The following is a 19146-nucleotide window of genomic DNA, read 5'->3' as shown; positions in this document are numbered from 1 at the left end:
CTTGCAGCTCTAGCTAGTTTAAGACCTCAATCCAAAAAGAATATGCTAAAAGAGGAAAGGTAAAAGTTCATCTTAGATCAAGTAAATCTTCATCAGCGGGTATTGTTGGTGGATTTATCAGAATGCTTAATGTTTCCATTAGAAGGGATGTGAAGGAACTGGCTAAGGATCGGAAATTAAAGAAAGTCCATGGTGGAGCCACTTCTTTTGGATTTATGAATTTCCGTAAGGAAGAAGGAAATGTATACTTACAATCAAAAAAATAGCCATTGCAGAGAAGACTGTTTCCCTGTTGTCCGAAGGTCAAGTGATTTTAATAAGTGGAGGTACCACTTACATGGAAGTGGCGAAAATGATTCCAAAGAAACTTCCGCTTACTGTTTTTACTCCCAGTCTTCATGTGGCCATGGAGTTTTTGGAGCATCCAGTAGTAGAAATGATTTTTTTAGGAGGGAAGTTATTACATGATGCCAAATTTGCAGTGGGAGGCATGGTGGTGAATTCCTTGTCTTAACTCAGAGTAGACCAATGTATTTTAGGTACTGGTTATTTGGATGCCGAATATGGGATGATAGAATTTGATTGGGAGGTTATTCAAGTGAAACAAGCCATGATACGTGCAGCAAAAAAGAGGGTCATTCTTTCTGTTTTTGACAAATTACATTCAGTACAAAAATACAAAGCATCCGATATGTCTACTGTTACTGAGTTGGATCCTTCGGACCAACTTTTGGATGCCTTCTGACCTTTTAAATTTAACTTTAGTAAAAAAAGCTTCTGAAGAGATCTTCAGAAGCTTAAATATGAGTTCCATAAAATTTATTCTGAAGCCATTGCTGGAGTGAATTTCACTACTTGATTGGCAATTGGCTTTATAGTTTTTAAGTAGGCATAAATCGCTTTCAAATCTTCTTCTTCCATACCTGAATACATGGTCCAAGGCATAATGGTGTTAAATTCTCCAGGTTGAATTTTAGGGATAACATATCCGGAGTCTTGGTATTGTTTAAATTGCCTTACAAATCTTGTTTCATCCCAGGATGCCAAACCGGAAAGATCTGGAGTAATATTAGATGATCTTAAGACAGATCCATCAGGATTGCCAAATTCTCTTCCTCCCGAAAATGCCATTTCTGGAATGATTTGACCTTGAGGCGTCACTGGAGTATGGCATTCAATACAGCCAGCAGCATTGGTCAAGTAAGCTCCGTAGGCTACTTGATCACTTGGATCTGGGATTTTTTCAGGAGTAGCTTCTGTTGGGATGGTCCTCAAAATTAGATTGACAGGAAAGTCTGCCTTTGAATCTGGAACCTGGTAATCTATTGGGTCTAAAGATCTGATATACGCAATGATGGAATAAATATCCTCTGGATCCATTTTTCCATAATATAGATAGGGCATTAGTGGAAACATTGGCCTACCATCATTGGTAACCCCTGTAGTGATCACACGGTATAGTTCTCCGTCGGTATAATCAGAAATGCCTGTAGGTGTGATGTTTTTAGCATAGAATACGCCGGGGAATCCCATGCTATGATCAAATTTATCCCCTCCTTTCCCAATGGTTCCGTCTGCAGGAGGTCCTGAGAATAGTGAGAAATCTCTGGTAGAGTGACAATCCATGCAGACTGTCACATGGTTTGCTAGGTAGGCTCCTCGTTCGATTCGATTCTGACTGTATTCTAAATTTAATTCTGCAGGTTCGGCCACGCTTGGAAATGCTATTTGAAGGTATGCAAGAGTCCCGATTACAAAGATGACAATGATACCAAAGAGGTATCCAATGATTTTAAATAGTTTTTTCATAAAAAGTGCTTAAGGTTGGTAATTATTAAATTATGTAAAAAATAATTTTTACAAAAAACAACAACATGAAAAGCGTTTTTATACATTTGAAATGTTTAAAAACCTCATTGATAGGTACTGAAACGGCAGAGAGCAACTTATTGAGGTAAAATGAAATTTCACTTTCTGTAGTTCCTTCATACTATTCTACTATTCAATACGTATTTTCGGAATCAAATCAACCACAACCCTTAAGAAATGAAAAATTTAATTACCCTATGTTTTTTATTCCTAGCTTTTATAGCAAATGCTCAGGAAGATGTACTGAAAAAACTGGATGAAAAGGCTTCTTTTTATTCTGAAGTATCCCAGCAGATTTGGGATTATGCAGAATTGGGATACTTGGAAACAAAGAGTTCTGCTTTATTACAAAAAACGCTATCTGATGCTGGATTTAAAGTTACCACAGGAGTAGCTGAGATCCCAACTGCCTTTGTTGCGGAATACGGTTCAGGGAAACCTGTAATAGGAATCATGGCAGAATTTGATGCTTTGCCTGGTGTATCTCAAAAGGCAGTTCCTTTCCGTGAGCCAGTTGTAGAAGGTGGTGCAGGTCATGCTTGTGGACACCATTTATTTGGCACTGCCTCCGTGGCTGCAGGAATCGCTGCAAAAGAATGGATGATAGAAAATAACATTCAAGGTACGATCAGAGTTTATGGAACTCCAGCTGAAGAAGGGGGTGGGGGAAAAGTATATATGGCAAAATCGGGTATAATGGATGATGTAGATGCCATGCTTCATTGGCACCCTTCTTCTGCAAATAATGCAGGTGCAAATTCCTCTTTGGCTAATATTTCTACCAAATTTAGATTCTATGGGGAAGCTTCTCATGCTGCTGCAGCTCCTGATCGCGGCAAATCAGCCTTGGATGCCGTAGAGGCCATGAACTTTATGGTGAATTTGATGCGTGAACACGTACCAATGGAAACCAGAATGCATTATGTTATTACTCGAGGAGGAGAAGCACCTAATGTGGTGCCGGCATTTGCAGAGTCTTATCATTATGTAAGACATCCTAATGCCATGAAAGTAAAGGAAATTTTCGCTAAAATGATTGATGCTGCAGAAGGCGCTGCTTTAGGTACTCAAACCAAAATGGAATATGAAATTATCAATGGGGTTTATAATTTACTTCCTAACGAAACACTAGCTTCTGTGATGCATAAAAACCTTGAGGCAGTAGGAGGTGTTGAATATAATGCCGAAGAAACCAAGTTTGCTGAAGATATCATTAAAACTTATCCCGCTGGTGTGATAGTTTCTCCGGAAGATGCCAAGAAGATTGCTCCTTTCGAAGTAAATGAAAAAGGTTCAGGAGGATCAACAGATGTTGGGGATGTAAGCTGGCTAGTTCCCACTGCAGGATTAGGAACGGCAACTTGGGTTCCGGGTACTTCTGCACATACCTGGCAGGCTGTAGCCGCAGGAGGAACTAGTATTGGTAAGAAAGGAATGATGGTAGCGGCAAAAACACTTACCTTGACTGCGATTGATATTTTCAAAGACCCTTCTATAGCTGAAAAAGCGAAGGTTGAGTTGGATCAAAGAAGAGGAGCTGATTTTAAATATGAGGCACTAACAGGAGAACGAAGTGCGCCTTTAGATTATAGAAAATAATTAAAATTACAGAGATGAATAAGCAAAGAGTTTGTTTACTTTTTTTCACGATCATTTGTTTTCATTTCTCTGTAGGTAAATTACTTGCCTTTCAACAAATTCCCACGGACGAAACCAGACCTAAAATAGGTCTGGTTTTGAGTGGTGGAGGAGCCAAGGGAATGGCTCATGTTGGAGTTATTCGATATTTAGAAAAAGCTGGGATTCGACCCGATTATGTGGTGGGTACCAGTATGGGGTCGGTAATTGGGGGCTTGTATGCATTAGGATATAATGCGGATGAACTAGAAAAAATTATTCTCAGTATCGATTGGGATTTGTTGATTTCCAATAGAGTAGAATTCAACTCCATCTCTTTTGAGGAAAAGGAGTATTACAATAGATACCTCTTGGAGCTTCCATTAAAAGATGGTAAAATATCCATTCCTTCTGGGTTGATTGAGGGGCAAAAATTATCAGAAGTTCTCCATTATTACACTTGGCCCGCCAATGAATACAAAAGCTTTGATGAATTTCCCATCCCATTTAGATGTATAGCAACAGACATCTCTACTGGAGAACCCATTATTTTTGACAAAGGGTATCTACACGATGCCCTAAGGTCCAGTATAGCGATTCCAACTGCCTTTACCTCATTTTCATTGGACTCAACTCAAGTGGTTGACGGAGGTGTTGTCAATAATTTCCCCGTGGATATAGCCCAAGAGATGGGTGCAGATATTATCATTGGAGTAAATGTTTCTGATGAAGATTTTTCAAAAGCAGATGAGCTTGGTGGCTTTGGAGGTATTTTGATGCAAGTAGCTATGGCAAGATCACTTGCAAAAACAAAGGGTGCGATTGAAGAATGTGATATTTACATCAAACCTGATTTGGGAGAATATTCCACAGGTAGCTTTGGGAATTATAAGGAAATTTTAGAATTAGGAGATCAGGCTGGTCAACTTCATTTTGATGATTTCAAGCAGTTGGCAGATAGTCTTGGAAGAAAAGATGTGATGTCTGGTTTGGGCTTCGAGCCCTCTCCGATTTTGGTAAATGACATCGAGTTTGTAGGGAATAAATTATTCTCTGATAACCTACTTCAATTAAAGTTAAATATCAGAAAAGGTTCGAAAGTAAACAGGGACCAATTAGAAGATGGCATAGAACGCGTATATGGGATCAATGGCTTTTACAAAGTTGATTATACCTTGATTCCTTTAGGTGAGAATAGGTACAATCTGAAAATTAGACTCAAAGAGAAACCCTCATCCTTGATTAGTACGGCCGTACATTATGATAATCAGTTTTCGGCTGGAATTCTATTTAACTTTACTAAAAGGGACCTGATCGGGCGAAATAACAGGACGGTGTTTTTGCTCGACGTTTCGGAAAACCCGAAAGCAAGGGTAGATTATTATAAATATTTTTCAAAAGAAAATAACTTGGCCTTTAACGTTCGATTAAATCTCCTTAGGCAACAATTGCCTGATTATGAAGAGGGGGAAGAATTGGATGTTGTCATCGCCAGGAATAATAAATTAGTGGCTCAAGTAATGACTACTGGCTCACTGAAACAATCTTTTGCTATTGGAGCAATGTATGAGGAGACCAAATCAAGATTCCGTTTTAATGTTGGAATTTCTGATGGATTGAAAAATGCTAAACAAAGCTCTTTGGCGGTTAGGTTTCGATATTTCCGAAACTCACAGGATAACAGAAATTACCCCACCAGAGGTGCAGAGGGTATTGTGGAAAGTAAATTTCATTTTAATAACCGATTGGCTTTTAACTTGAGGTCCGGGGTAGATACATTATTTATTGATACTGAAAATGGGCAAATTCCTATCACCAAAGAGCAACTAGATCTATTGACAGATATTTTCAACCCAGATCCCTATCTATCTTTATTTTTTAAATATTCCAAATTTCTGCCATTAGGCCCGAAATTTCAGTTTAGACCTGAAATAGCCTCCGGAGTTGTTTTAACTAGTTCGTCTGGAAAAGTTCACCAAGACTTTTTAGTTGGGGGATATCAAACGATTCGATTCAATGATATTAAATTTTGGGGGTTAAATTACGCTGAAGTACAAAGCCCCAATTTTTTAAAGGCTGGACTTGATCTTCAAGTAGTCCCTTTTAAAAAAATCTATCTTAGAGCTGGGGTTAATGTATTAGGATTTAGTTCCAGCTATTCATATAAGGGAAATGAATACCTCAAGAGTGTTTTTAGTGATGACCAATATGCAGGATATGGAGCTGATTTGACATACCAGTCCTTTATTGGACCTATAACAGTAGGGATATCAAGTAATACCCAAGATAAGCAACTTAGGTCTTACATTTCTTTGGGATACTCCTTTAATTATTCGGATCGATAGTCTGAATAGACCCGTCAGGCAAATGTGTCAGAGGAGTCATTTTGATATTTCTCAGATGCGTTTCTCCAGACAATTGGGTGTCATGATAGAAGAGATACCATTCACCATTCACTTTTACGATAGAATGATGGTTTGTCCAACCTTCCACAGGATTCAGCACGATGCCTTGGTAAGTAAAAGGCCCATAAGGATTGTCTGAAGTAGCGTAAGCAATGAAATGGGTGTCACCTGTAGAATAAGATAAATAATACTTACCACTGTTTTTGTGAACCCAAGCGGCTTCAAAGAACCTTTTCTCATGGTCTCTACTCAAAATTGGATCTCCATTTTGATCCAAAATCTGGATTTCTTTGGGAGTCTCAGCAAATTCCAATAAGTCCTCGCTCATTTTAGCGATGATTGGACCTAGAGCAGGTTCCTCAGCTGCTGGAATTCCATCTGTAGGAGCTGGGCCTTTGTCATCAAATTTATTGTTTCTATATTTTTGCAATTGACCTCCCCAGATTCCTCCAAAATACATGTAATAAGCACCATCAGTGTCCTCAAAAACTGCTGGGTCTATACTATAACTGCCTTTGATCGGGGCAGGCTGAGCAGTGAATGGACCAGTTGGTGAGTCGGCCACTGCCACACCTATTTTGAAGATATCCTGCTCATCTTTCGCAGGAAAAAATAAATAATACTTCCCGTCTTTTTCTGCAGCATCCGGGGCCCATAGTTGTCTCTTTGCCCAAGGAATATCTTCCACACCCAATATCTTTCCTTCGTCCACTACAGAGGATGTAGGAGAGTCCATGGAATACACATGGTAATCCATCATATTAAAGTGGGAACCTAAATCATCTTGAGGTACGTCCGATTCGATGTCATGGGAGGGATAGATATATATTTTCCCTTCAAAAACATGCACGGAAGGGTCAGCGGTGAATTGATCTGTAATCAATGGTTGGGAAAGGTATTTGGAAGTGGATTCTTCTGACTGAATCTCCTCCACCGAATCTGCAGGATTGGTGGATTTATTGCAAGAGGCAAAGGTGAATACAAGTATTAATGCTAAATAAAATCGAAATAGGTTATTCATAATTAGGTTGGTTTGAAAATCAAGACTTTAAGATAAATTGAAATAAAGATATTTCAAGTATTCCATGAGCAAATAAGGGTTCTGGGGTAGACAGATCTTTGGGAAGACCACTGATCCAAAGGTTTAACGACAGAAAGTATTGTCTGTTTTTATATTGCCATAGTGATTGGTTCAGGAACCAGCTACATCATTGCAAAAATGTATTTGTTACAGATGGTGCTTGTATGACTAGTACCCATACTCAAAATCCGACCTTAACTTTGATGGCATTAACAGTAAGAGCTGCCAACTATGCGGTAGAAGAATTGAATAAACAAAACCTTTGATTTATTTCCTTTGACTTTTAAGAACTTAAATTGATTTATGAAAAATAAACCTATTATGCTGATCCTTGTCTTCATTGGGATAGCAATTTCTTTTGATTCCTTTGCCCGGAAAAAAGGTGATCCTTTGTTTCAAGCTCCTTTGGGTATTGCCGCATATACTTTTAGAAATGAATTTCCTAAAGGAGTGGAGCATACCTTAGATATCATCCAAGAAATGGGATTTACAGAATACGAAGGTGGAACGGCAGGACGTGCCCCAGAGGAATTCAAAAAACTATGTTCAGAAAGGGGAATAAGTATTCCTTCCACAGGTACTGGTTTTGAACAATTGGAGGAAGATCCTCAGGCGGTAGCTGATCGGGTGAAGGCTCTAGGAGCGAAGTATGTCATGTGTGCATGGATTCCACATAAAGGAGATTTCACAAAAGCCAATGCTGATCGGGCTATTAAAGCCTTTAATGAAGGAGGAAAAGTCTTAAAAGAAAATGGGATTATTTTCAAATACCATGTTCATGGGTATGAATTCCAACCCTATGGAAATGGGACTTTATTGGATTACATCATTGAAAATACGGACCCAGCATACGTCTCTCTTCAAATGGATGTCATGTGGACGCATTTTGGAGGGGGAGATCCTGTTGCTTTATTAAAGAAGTATGGAAACAGATGGGTGTCCTTACACCTAAAAGATTTTAGGAAGGGTACTCCAAAAGATATGACGGGATTGACAGGTTCGGAAAATGATGTTCCCTTAGGAACCGGTGAATTGGATATCCCAGGGATTTTGAGAGAATCTAATAAGATTGGGATCAAACATATGTTTATTGAAGACGAAAGTGATCATGAGCTTGGGAACCTCCCAAAGAGTATTGCCTATTTAAAAAGCTTGAAGTACTAGCTGAGTATTTATGAAAGGTTTTTGATACTGACTTTGAAAAGAATAATCATGAATTCCGGGTTTTCACTCGGAATTTTTACTTTTAGGTAAATTTTACCCTAATGAATAAAATAGTACTGATTGCCACTCTTTTAGTTTTTCATGCCTTTTCTTCTTTAGCCCAAGAAGCTAGAGATTTCAACGTTTTGATCATTCATGTAGATGATTTGGGTTGGGCCGATATTGAACCCTTAGGCAGTGATTTTTATGAAACACCTCATATCAATGAACTTGCTTCTAACGGGGTTTTATTTACAAATTCGTATGCAGCAGCAGCGATTTGTTCACCGACAAGAGCCGCCATGCTCACTGGTAAATATCCGGCCAGATTAGGTATAACTGATTGGATTCGCGCTAAATTTCAAGGAGTAACTACCTCAGGTTTACCTGGTGAATATGAAGTCTTTGAAGGCAGACCTTTAAAAACCCCTAAAATTCAAGGCTTTTTGCCTTTGGAAGAAGTGACTATTGCTGAAAGGATGAAGTCAAAGGGATATGCTACCATGCATGTCGGAAAATGGCATTTAGGAGAAGAGGGATTTTATCCAGAAGATCAAGGTTTTGATGTCAATGTAGGTGGGAATGATTTGGGACAGCCCCCTAGTTATTTCGATCCTTATCTTCCAGAAAAACCAAGGAAGTTTTATGAAATCACTACGTTGAAACCAAGGAAAACTGGTGAATTTTTGACAGACAGAGAAGGGGATGAAGTAGTATCATTTATGAAGGCTAAGAAAAATGAGAAATTCTTCATTCACTGGGCTCCTTATGCGGTACATACTCCAATCATGGGTAAACCGGATTTGGTAGAGAAATACAAACAAAAAGAACCAGGAAACCAGCGAAATCCTACCTACGCTGCTTTAGTAGAAAGTGTAGACCAAAATGTGGGAAAAGTAATTCAGGAGCTGGAACGATTAGGTTTAAGGGAACAAACATTAGTGGTTTTCACCTCGGATAATGGTGGATTGATCGGGAATTATGATAATCACATCACCAATAATTACCCCTTAAAATCGCAGAAAGGTTATCCTTACGAGGGCGGAATCAGAGTCCCCACCATTGTGAGTTGGCCCGGTACCCTGCCAGAAGGAGTCATCAATGAAAACCCAATTATCACCATGGATTGGATTCCTACCATATTGGATTTTATGGATGAAAATCCTGTTCAGAATGGCTTGGAGGGCATTTCCCTGAAGGAAACACTGATGAATCCTCAATCAAAACTGGAGCGGGATTTGTTTTGGCATTTTCCCCATTACCGTTTGGATGATATTGTCCCCTATGCTATTGTGAGATCTGGGGGTTATAAACTGATCCATTATTTTGATGGAAGCGAAGGAGAACTTTACAATTTGAATTATGACATGGAGGAAAAAGTAAATGTCATCTCTACCCGAAAAGCCATTGCAGAGGAATTGCAAAGCAAGCTAGAACATTGGTTAGAAGAAACGGGAGCTAGATTACCTGTGGGAAAATAGCCTTTACTCAGATTTAGCAAACTAACTTGTAGCCATACCCTCTGATATTTAAGATTTGAATTTCGGGATCATCTTGAAGTTTTTTTCGAAGTTTTGTGATAAAAACATCCATACTTCTAGCATTGAAAAAGTCATCTGCTCCCCAGATTTGATTCAAGATTAAACTTCTGTCAGTAATGTCATTACAGTTTTCCAATAGGATTTGTAGTAATTGGGATTCTCTTGCGGTAAGTGGAGATTCAGTGGTTCCAAATTTCAACAATTGCCGGGTTGGATGAAATTCAAATTTTCCCAATTCCAACCAGTCACTTTGTTGGGTTTTTAACTGTTTTCGATTCAATTGGGCTTTGATTCTTACGATCAACTCCTCCATACTGAAAGGCTTTCTAATGTAGTCATTGCCTCCTTGTCCAAATCCTTTGACCACATCTTCTGTTTGACCTTTCGAGGTCAAAAATATGATGGGAGTGAATGGATCAATTTTTCGGATTTCCTCTGCAAGAGTAAACCCATCCTTCTTGGGCATCATCACATCCAAAACCAAGATTTCAGGTTTGGTGGCTTTGTATTTTTCCCATGCGATCTCTCCGTTGGAACAAAGAACTACTTCAAAATCTCTACTTTCCAGACTTTCCTGAATAATCATTCCCAGGGAGATTTCATCTTCAGCTAATAGTACTTTTGTTTTGGTATTCATGGCCAAATGGTTGTAAATGAAGTGCTTTTTGGAGCGGTGTCCAGTTCGATGACTCCTCCATGTTTTTCGATAATCTTTTTGACATAATAGAGGCCAATTCCAAAGCCCTTCACGTCATGAACATTGCCTTGAGGAATCCTGTAAAATTGCTCAAAGATTCTTTCTTTTTGACCTGAAGCTATTTTCCCACCGCTGTCCCAAATTTTAATTTTGGTTTGGTTGCTTTGATCTAAACTGATTTTAATATGATCTCCCCCGTACTTGATAGCATTATCCAGTAGGTTAGACAAGACATTCTCAAAATGAAAGGTGTCTACTAAAATAGGTTTAATGTGAGCAGGAAGCTGGAGTTCTATTTCCTTTTCAGGAGCCAAAGTCTGGTATTTCTGCAGGAGAGAACGGAGAATGGGTTCGGGATCGATTTCTTCCATTCTTAAAATCAATTGTTCAGAATCCAGGGTAGCTGTTTCCAATAGTTTTTCTACCATCAAATTCAATTTGTGCAATTGAACTTTTGAAATACCCAGATAGCGTTTATTCTTTTCTGGATCGTTGGTAGGATTGAATTGCTCTATTCCTTCAATTGCTGAAAGGGTAGTAGCAATAGGGGTTTTGAATTCGTGGGTAATATTGGAAATCAAGTCCTGTTTGATCTCCGCCACTTCTTTTTGGTTTTTGATGGTGTGATAGAGATAATAAAAAGCGTATGAAATGATACCTAAAAACAAGAGGGAGGTAAGGAGTTCAAAGACACCTCTTTTTAGAATATTGAGGGCTGTATTCTCAAAATACAATTCCAGGTATTGACCTCTTGGCAAAAAGGTGGATTTGGTAACGGTTTTGAAAGGCATGTCCAACAGTGCCGGATAATTATAGGAGCCGGAAATGGTGTCTTTGGCAAATTGAAGTAAACCATAATTGATACTGATTCCTTTTCGATCTAAATCAGATTGGAAAAGCTCGTTGATTTTTCCGAAATCCAAAGAATCCCTGGTTATAGAAATGATGATGGTGTGAGTCAATGCCTTGAGCCGATGAATACTGTCTGCAGACTCTAATCCTCGAAAAATATTGATCTGGTGCTGTTCATCTACTGCCAGGTTAGTAGCTGAATCAAACTTTAAATTATTGTATAAATGAATGGATTTAGAGGAATCAGAAAAAGACCAGGAGGAAGAATTGGAGTCTATGCCTTCTAAAGTTTCAAAGGATTTATAAACCATTTTACTTTTTCCTACGCGATGAAAAAAACTGCTCTCCAAACTGTCTGTTTTTAGGGAATCAGATACTGTGAAATCGAGTTGAAGGGGCTTTCCATCTGTCAAAGTGACCACATCTGTTTTGGCCAAATCTGCAAAATATGCTTCTAGTGCATTGTCTAAACTGACCTGAATATCCTTGGTCAGTTGAGTTTCTATTTGTTTGAATTGAGAGATATTTCTATAAATCTGTACACCGATGGAGACCAACAGTGTAAAGCCTATTAAAATACCTATCCGCTTGAATTGTAGCTTTTTCACAATGCTAAATTAGTAGCTAATGAATTGAAAAAACCGAATGTTAACACACGTTAACACTGCTTAACTTAGTTATTTAGGCTGTTTTTATTGGTTTGCATCAAAGAAAATACATATGAAAACCAAAATTTTACTCCTCGGATTTATTGTTTTTATGGGCTTGGTAAGTACTACCAAAGCTCAAGGATTAACTGGGATTGCCCACTACAAATCCTCTTCAAGTATCAAATTTTCAATGGATAGTTCGAAAATGGCTCCAGAGGCCATGGCTGATATTCAAAGGCAGTTGAAGAAACAACTGGAAAAAGAATATCTGCTTACTTTTAATCAAGGTGAGTCTAATTGGAAACAAGCAGAAAGCCTAGGAGCCGGGCCAGTTACCGCTTCCTCAGGAGGTGCTACTATTGTTATTAACACCGGTGGAAGCGATTTAGTCTTGTATAAAAACTTGGCAGAACAGAAATACCTGGAAGAGAAGGATTTGATGGGGAAAGAGTTTTTGGTCAAAGATGACCTGAAAGTATTTGACTGGGAACTTACTGGAGAGACCAAGACCATTGGTAATTATACCTGCCAAAAAGCGACCTATACCAAAATTGTAGACAGCAAAAGATTCTCTACAGGGATGGAAGAAATGGAAGAATTCAAGGATACCGTACAAGTGGTCGCATGGTATACCGATCAAATTCCTGTTAGTCATGGACCTTCTGAATACTGGGGACTTCCCGGATTGATTCTCGAGTTACAAAACAATGGTACTACCCTGATCTGTGAAAAGATTGTGTTGAACCCAGAGGAAAAGTTCGAGCTCATTGTTCCTAAAAAGGGAAAAGAAATGACTGCTGACGAATATAGGACCCTTTCAGATGAGAAGATGCAGGATATGATGAAAAAATACCAAGGAAAGCCAGGAGGAGAACATCAAATGACCATTAAAATCGGTAATTGAAACCATTTGTTTCAAGAAAACTAAACCAACATGAAATTGATTTTTAGGATTTTTGTAGGATTCTTCCTTTTGACGTTCCTTTCTACTTCTTCTTACTCCCAAACAAAAAATCTGGTGGGACAGGTGCTGGATACATTAAATCAGCCGATCGGTTACACAAATGTAGTAGCGGTAAATCAGACTACTCAAAAGATTGGAGCATTTGCTATCACCAATGGGGATGGACGATTTAAACTGGCCTTAGCTCCGGGATCTGAGTATTTACTCAGAATTTCATTTGTTGGGTATAAGAAATTTGAACGTACCATTTCAGATTGGTCTCCAGACGAGTCTATACAAGTGATTTTATCCACTGACGAAACCATGTTGGAACAGGTGGAAGTCGTTACTGAACTTCCTGTTACCATGCAGGGAGATACACTGACCTATAAGACAGATGCCTTTACAACCGGAACAGAGCGTAAGTTAAAAGATGTCCTGGAAAAACTTCCCGGTTTTGAAATAGATGAGGATGGAGGGGTGAAAGTTCAGGGGAAGAAAGTAGATAAAGTCATGGTAGATGGGAAAAACTTTTTTGATGGGGATACAAAATTGGCCTCCAAAAATCTTCCTGCAAATGCAGTAGATCGGGTTCAGGTCTTGAAGAATTTTAATGAAGTGGCTCCTGTCAGGGGATTGGATACAGACGAATCCCTGGCTTTAAACATCCAATTGAAGGATGGTAAAAAGCAGATGGTATTTGGAGATTTGACAGGAGGAGCTGGTCCTAAAGAAAGATATTTGGGGCATGCCAACGCTTTTTACTACTCTCCCAAGTTAAACTTGAACTTAATAGCTGATGGTAATAATGTAGGAGAGTTGCCTTTTACGCTTCAGGATTATTTTCGATTTAGTGGCGGAATGGCAGGACTTGGAGGAAGGACAGGATCTTCAATTTCCTTAAGCGGTGATGATATGGGTATACCCATGGCTCAACGAAATAATGCGGCCTCTTTAGAGACTGCGTTGGGAGCATTTAATTTCAACTTTCATCCTAGTCCTAGATGGAGGCATTCCGGATTTATTATTGGTTCGGGCTCTAAAAACAAATTGGGAAGTAATTCTCAGAGGACCTATTTACGGGATGATGAAAATAATCAGGAGATTTTGACCTCCGCGAGTACTGTGGAAAATGCCTCTGGGTTAATGAAATATGCAGCAACTTATACTCCCAGAGAAGAGACGTATGTAAAGTATTCGATTTTTGGAAAATCGTCGGATATCCAGAATAGAAATATCATGGATTCGGATTTTGGAACCTTCAGGCAACAACTAGATAATATTCAAACTCGAAGGCCTTATAGTATTCAACAGAAAGGAGAGTGGTATCATGCTCCATCTGAGAAACGCGTTTTTTCTATGGAAGTAAATTGGGAAAAGAAATACCAAGACCCTTTGTATGATTTGACTACCAATCAAAAGCCGTTTGTCAATCTACTCCCCATCATGGATCAAGAAAAATACCGCTTTTTGCAACAGCTGGAAGTTCATTCAAGAACCATGGAAGGAGCTTTTAACTATTACCAAATTTTAAATGCGACAAATCATGTGAATTTGAGCTTAGGCTATTCAGATACCAGGCAGGATATGATTTCCAGCTTAAGTCAAGTTGCTACGGGAGATAGTTACTCCGAATTTGAAAATGATAATCGATTTGGGATTCAGGATCTTTATTTAGGTTTGACTTATAAAACCAAATGGAAAGATTTTATTATAAGTCCATCTTTATTTACCCATCGATATGCTTGGCAGGACAGACAATTTGAGGACCAGTCAGAGCAGGATAAGATTCTATTCTTACCTGGAATGTATGCCAAGTGGGAAATCAAGTCCAATAAATCTTTGACTTATAGGTACCAGGCAACAGCCAATTTTATGGATGTACAGCAATTGGCAGAAGGCTATATCATTCAGGACTATAATTCAATTTTTACTGGAAATAGAATGCTTGACAATGGGTTTTATTCTAATCATTCCTTAAACTATAATCATTATGATTATTTCTCTTCAATGAATGTTTATGGTTCCTTAAACTGGCAGAGAAAAAGGAATGATATGGTGACTACCACTGATTTTAGAGGGATCAATAGATTTCTTACCGTGCTGAATATTGATCCAGTGAATGAAACAGTGAATGGGAATATTAATCTGGATAAGAAGTTCAATACTTTCAAAATTAGCGGTGGAGGAAGATGGAATGCATTTACAACTAATAATTTGATCAACGATGTAGTCAATCAAAATAGACAGTTTTCCCAAACCTATGAAGGAAAGGCAACTACGACTTTCTTTAAAAAAGTGGAAGTGGATTTAAGTTATACTTTCTCTACTAATCAATACAAAGGGCAAAGTACCCAAAACACCTTTAATACCCATACTCCAAAAATTGAATTGGATTGGGATATATGGAAAGGATTGAAATTAAACACTGATTATGCTTTGAATACTTACAAAAATAAAGGAGCAGGAACAAGAAGTGAATTTGATTTTTTGAATGCGTTTATCAGCTATCAAGCTAAATCCAGTCCGTGGGAATTTAGATTGACTGTTTGGAATATTTTGGATACCAGGTCTATTCGAAGAGATAGCTTTACAGATAACTTAATCAGTACTTATTCCTATTTAGTACAACCAAGATATGGTCTCATTACGGTCAAGTGGGATATTTAAAAAGGAGAGATTGGAGTAATTTCCAATCTCTTTTCTTTGATTAATTCAATTCTCGGAATTTTTGTGGAGTTAGTTTTTCTCTTAACTTAATGAAAAACAAAATTTTACCTCCAACCCTAATCTATTTTTATGAACATTATTTCGAGAAGAGATGCGATCAAAGGTTTGTCTATTGTAACTGGGGCAAGTTTAGTTTCTCCAAATTCATTATTCGCGGGAAGCGCAAAAGCTGAACCACTTGGAGTGGCACTTGTTGGTCTGGGATATTACAGCTCAGATTTACTGGCCCCTGCATTACAAAAAACGAAGAATTGCTATTTAGCGGGAATAGTGACTGGTACCCATTCTAAAATTCCCGTTTGGAGAGGGAAATATAATATTCCTGCATCCAATGTTTATAACTATGAAAATTTTGATTCCATTGCTGATAATCCTGATATCGATGTGGTTTATGTGGTTTTACCCCCTTCTATGCATAAAGAATATGTGATTCGAGCTGCCAAAGCAGGTAAGCATGTATGGTGCGAAAAACCGATGGCTGTTACTGCCGAAGAATGCCAGGCCATGATTGATGCTTGCAATGAAAATAAGGTGAAACTTTCAATAGGATATCGATGTCAACATGAGCCAAATACAATTGCTTTTCAAAAAATTGTGGAAGAGAAGCAGCTAGGTAAAGTGATGCACGTGGACTGTGCCGCAGGTTATAGAGAGGATAGAACCAATCATTGGAAACAAAAACGGGAAATGGGAGGTGGAGTGATTTATGATATGGGCGTGTATTCTATTCAAGGTGCCCGGCTAGGAACTGGGATGGAGCCAATCGCAGTGACCTCTGCAAAAATTTGGGCAGAAAGACCAGAGATTTACAAAAATGGTTTAGGGGAAATTGTGGAGGCAGAATTGGAGTTTCCTAATCAAGTTAAGGCGCGAATAAAAACCTCATTTTATAAGCAGACCAATTTTTTAACTATTCAATGTGAAAATGGATCAATTGAAATGGAGCCTTTTTCAAGTTATAGTGGGATTAAAGGTAATAGTCCGCTCGGAGAGATAAATTTTCCATATAGAGTTCCTAATCAACAAGTTTTACAAATGGACCATGATGCTCAATGTATAATGGATGATGTTCCGGTGTTAGTTCCTGGAGAGGAGGGACTTAGGGACATTAAGATTGTTCAGGCAATTCTAAAATCAGCAGATACCGGAATGCCTGTCTTTATTTAGGAATATTTCTTTCATGTATTTTAAAAGCGGTTTCTTTAAATAAGGCCGCTTTTTTTGTTGTCTTGTAATTTTTTTTCGAATAACTAAAAATAGTGCAATGTTTTATCTAAAAATTATATTTAACTTATAAACGCTGAAAAATGAATTTCAAGTATTTAAAAGTGTTTTTCAAGATTCAGTTTTTAGTTACTCGATAGGGCTGTAAGATTTTTTGGATTTGGGCCTCTTGAGAGCAGAGTGAAAAAAATAGTAGCCATCAATTTTATACTCGTATGAATAAATTAGTTAAGTTTTTAGGATGGGTGATCGGGATTTTAGGTCTGGTAATTTTAGCTTTTGTGAGTTTTGTGTATCTGACTTGGGATAAAAAATATGAAGCCCCTTATCCTGAAGCCAGGGCAAGTACTGATTCTGCCATGATAGCTAGAGGTAAATATTTAGTTTTTGGCCCTGCTCATTGTGCGGGTTGCCATAATACACCAGAAAGGTCTTCTCAAGTGGATTTGGGGATGGATCTAGAGTTAATAGGAGGAGCTGAGTTCGTATTTGAACCAGGGGTTTTAAGATCTAGGAACTTGACCCCTGACAAGGAAACAGGAATAGGGAACTTAACAGATCAAGAAGTTGCAAGGGTGATGAGATATTCCATAGGGCATGATGGTAGACCAATTTTTCCATTAATGCCATTTCAAAATATGTCTGATGAGGATGTCAATGCTGTAATTTCTTATTTGAGATCCCAACAGCCAGTGAATAATTATATTCCACCCACTGAATATAATTTTATGGGGAAGGCCATCTTAGCCTTAGGGTTAATTAAACCGGAAGGTCCCGAGGGAACTCCTCCAAAAAGAGTGAAAGTAGAAGCATCTGAAGTTTATGGAAAGTATTTAGCGAATTCAGTCGCAAACTGTGTGGGGTGTCATTCTCCTAGAGACTTGATGAGTGGGGAATTTATTGGTCCAAAATTCAGTGGAGGACTCTTGTTTGAAGAGTCTCCTGGAGCAAGCTTTATAACTCCAAATCTTACTCCAGACCCTGAAACAGGATACATTGCAAATTGGACCGAAGACACTTTTGTGGAAAGGTTCAAAACAGGAAGAATTTATGAACATTCTCCAATGCCTTGGGGAAGTTTTTCGAGAATGGATGAGGTAGATTTAAGAGCATTGTACCGGTATTTAATGTCCTTAGATCCCGTATCCAATAAAATTGAAAAGACAGAGTATATGCTTCAAGCTGCCGGTTCCAATTGATAAAATGGAATCTGATTTTTAAAAAGTAGACCAACCTATTTTTAATTGAACATGTTAATTTTCGTTTTTGGATCCTTATAGAAATGAGGTGAAGGGATGAGTCTTGCCACAATGATTTCAATAACGTTTTAAACCCAAGACCTCATGAAAAAATTGATTATTGTATTATCGGGAATTGTGATAATAGGAATAGTTTCCTTGTTTGTTTTTGTAGAATCTAGATGGGATAGAAAGTATGATTTACCCTACCCGGAAATCACTCATAGTTTGGATTCAGCTGTAATCGAACGAGGAAGGTACCTGGTGTATGGTCCAGCGCATTGTGCCTCATGTCACATTAGCTTAGATGATTATGAATCGATGGAAGCAGGAGAATTGGTTCCTTTGCGTGGTGGGGAGGTTTTTAATTTGAATTATGGAGTGGTAGTTTCTTATAATCTTACTCCAGATGTAGAGACAGGTATTGGAGGTTTTACGGATGGGGAGATTGCCAGAGCAATGCGTGAGGCTGTTGGGCATGATGGTAGAATTCTACCGAATTTTATGCCATTCAAATTGATGACAGATGAAGATGTTATTGCAGTAATTTCTTTTTTGAGATCTCAAAAGCCAGTAAAAAACCCAATACCAAAGCCAGTTTACAATTGGAGCGGTAAATGGAAAATAAGTACTGGAAAGATACGTCCTAGAATTATCCATGGTACTACCCTGCCTTCTATCAAGCGAGAGGCATCTGTAGAATATGGAAATTATTTGGTGAATAATGTTGCCAATTGTGTGGGATGTCACTCTATGGCAACCGTTGAATATGGGGAAAAGAAATATAGATTTGGTCCCCTTTCCGGAGGAGTAAGATTTGGTGGGAATAATGTAAATAATACCCGATATGTAACGCCTAATTTAACTCCCGAAAAACAGACAGGCATGATTGCCAATTGGGATGAAGATACATTTGTTAATAGATTTAGACAGGGGAGGGTGTATGAAACGTCTCCTATGCCTTGGGGGAGTTTTGCCAGAATGGATGAAGTGGATATTCGTGCGATATACCGTTATTTAAAATCCATTAAACCTATCGCAAATAAGATTGAAAAAACAGTATATCAGCCTGGAGAAGAAATTGAAGGAAGCTAAT

General features: G+C 38.4%; 16 protein-coding genes and 1 pseudogene. 13 read left to right on the top strand and 4 right to left on the bottom strand.

Annotated elements, in window-relative coordinates:
- Positions 1-122 precede the first annotated feature (122 nt).
- The 3 genes from JYB62_RS20140 to JYB62_RS19945 are packed head-to-tail and all read left to right on the top strand — an operon-like array spanning position 123 to position 745.
- A complete protein-coding gene (locus JYB62_RS20140) occupies positions 123-266 on the top strand; it encodes a DeoR family transcriptional regulator (RefSeq protein ID WP_394369701.1) in 144 nt (47 codons plus the stop codon).
- Between the two features lie 26 nt (positions 267-292).
- On the top strand, positions 293-514 hold the full coding sequence (locus tag JYB62_RS19950; RefSeq protein ID WP_243431633.1) for a DeoR/GlpR family DNA-binding transcription regulator: 222 nt from the start codon (positions 293-295) through the stop codon (positions 512-514).
- Positions 515-568: 54 nt separating this feature from the next.
- On the top strand, positions 569-745 hold the full coding sequence (locus JYB62_RS19945; protein ID WP_243431631.1) for a DeoR/GlpR family DNA-binding transcription regulator: 177 nt from the start codon (positions 569-571) through the stop codon (positions 743-745).
- A 74-nt stretch (positions 746-819) separates the two neighbouring features.
- Here the strand turns inward: JYB62_RS19945 and JYB62_RS18285 are convergent, their stop codons facing one another.
- A complete protein-coding gene (locus JYB62_RS18285; RefSeq protein ID WP_205646844.1) occupies positions 820-1809 on the bottom strand; it encodes a c-type cytochrome in 990 nt (329 codons plus the stop codon).
- Positions 1810-2046: 237 nt separating this feature from the next.
- On the opposite strand from JYB62_RS18285, the gene JYB62_RS18280 reads away from it, so the two are divergent.
- Together JYB62_RS18280 and JYB62_RS18275 are read left to right on the top strand one after the other, a co-directional pair.
- Positions 2047-3468 (top strand): amidohydrolase, encoded by a 1422-nt coding sequence (locus JYB62_RS18280; protein ID WP_205646843.1) that lies wholly within the window; start codon positions 2047-2049, stop codon positions 3466-3468.
- Positions 3469-3482: 14 nt separating this feature from the next.
- Entirely contained in the window at positions 3483-5831 is a 2349-nt protein-coding gene (locus JYB62_RS18275; protein ID WP_205646842.1) for a patatin-like phospholipase family protein, read from the top strand.
- On the opposite strand, the gene JYB62_RS18270 is transcribed toward JYB62_RS18275, so the two are convergent.
- Positions 5812-6912 (bottom strand): glycoside hydrolase family 43 protein, encoded by a 1101-nt coding sequence (locus tag JYB62_RS18270; RefSeq protein ID WP_205646841.1) that lies wholly within the window; start codon positions 6910-6912, stop codon positions 5812-5814. The genes JYB62_RS18275 and JYB62_RS18270 overlap by 20 nt on opposite strands.
- A 176-nt stretch (positions 6913-7088) precedes the next feature.
- On the opposite strand from JYB62_RS18270, the pseudogene JYB62_RS18265 reads away from it, so the two are divergent.
- The 3 genes and pseudogenes from JYB62_RS18265 to JYB62_RS18255 all read left to right on the top strand — a co-directional run.
- A pseudogene (locus tag JYB62_RS18265) lies at positions 7089-7238 on the top strand (GMC oxidoreductase); the annotation flags it as partial.
- Positions 7239-7275: 37 nt separating this feature from the next.
- Positions 7276-8136 carry a sugar phosphate isomerase/epimerase family protein gene (locus tag JYB62_RS18260; protein ID WP_205646840.1) on the top strand — a complete coding sequence of 287 codons (861 nt, stop codon included), beginning with the start codon at positions 7276-7278 and terminating at the stop codon, positions 8134-8136.
- A 101-nt stretch (positions 8137-8237) separates the two neighbouring features.
- On the top strand, positions 8238-9656 hold the full coding sequence (locus JYB62_RS18255; protein WP_205646839.1) for a sulfatase: 1419 nt from the start codon (positions 8238-8240) through the stop codon (positions 9654-9656).
- 13 nt (positions 9657-9669) lie between these two features.
- On the opposite strand, the gene JYB62_RS18250 is transcribed toward JYB62_RS18255, so the two are convergent.
- Positions 9670-10353, bottom strand: coding sequence for a response regulator transcription factor (locus JYB62_RS18250; RefSeq protein ID WP_205646838.1), 684 nt, complete (start codon positions 10351-10353; stop codon positions 9670-9672).
- Positions 10350-11873 (bottom strand): sensor histidine kinase, encoded by a 1524-nt coding sequence (locus JYB62_RS20075; protein WP_205646837.1) that lies wholly within the window; start codon positions 11871-11873, stop codon positions 10350-10352. Before JYB62_RS20075 ends, JYB62_RS18250 begins: the two co-directional genes overlap by 4 nt.
- Positions 11874-11985: 112 nt before the next feature.
- On the opposite strand from JYB62_RS20075, the gene JYB62_RS18240 reads away from it, so the two are divergent.
- From JYB62_RS18240 to JYB62_RS18220, 5 genes are all read left to right on the top strand, one after another.
- Complete coding sequence (locus JYB62_RS18240) at positions 11986-12819, top strand: GLPGLI family protein (RefSeq protein ID WP_205646836.1); 834 nt, start codon at positions 11986-11988, stop codon at positions 12817-12819.
- A 30-nt stretch (positions 12820-12849) separates the two neighbouring features.
- The gene (locus JYB62_RS18235; protein ID WP_205646835.1) at positions 12850-15528 is read left to right on the top strand and encodes a carboxypeptidase-like regulatory domain-containing protein; all 2679 of its coding nucleotides are present in this window, start codon (positions 12850-12852) and stop codon (positions 15526-15528) included.
- Between the two features lie 129 nt (positions 15529-15657).
- Complete coding sequence (locus JYB62_RS18230) at positions 15658-16755, top strand: Gfo/Idh/MocA family protein (protein WP_205646834.1); 1098 nt, start codon at positions 15658-15660, stop codon at positions 16753-16755.
- A 272-nt stretch (positions 16756-17027) separates the two neighbouring features.
- Positions 17028-18011 (top strand): c-type cytochrome, encoded by a 984-nt coding sequence (locus JYB62_RS18225; RefSeq protein WP_205646833.1) that lies wholly within the window; start codon positions 17028-17030, stop codon positions 18009-18011.
- Between the two features lie 144 nt (positions 18012-18155).
- Positions 18156-19145, top strand: a complete 990-nt coding sequence (locus JYB62_RS18220) for a cytochrome c family protein (RefSeq protein ID WP_205646832.1) — start codon at positions 18156-18158, stop codon at positions 19143-19145.
- Position 19146: the final 1 nt, after the last annotated feature.

Source organism: Algoriphagus lutimaris (assembly GCF_017051705.1).
In the GTDB taxonomy this organism is placed as follows: Bacteria; Bacteroidota; Bacteroidia; order Cytophagales; family Cyclobacteriaceae; genus Algoriphagus; species Algoriphagus lutimaris.
The sequence above is the reverse complement of the archived record's forward strand: the minus strand, read 5'-3'. Positions and strand labels throughout refer to the sequence as shown.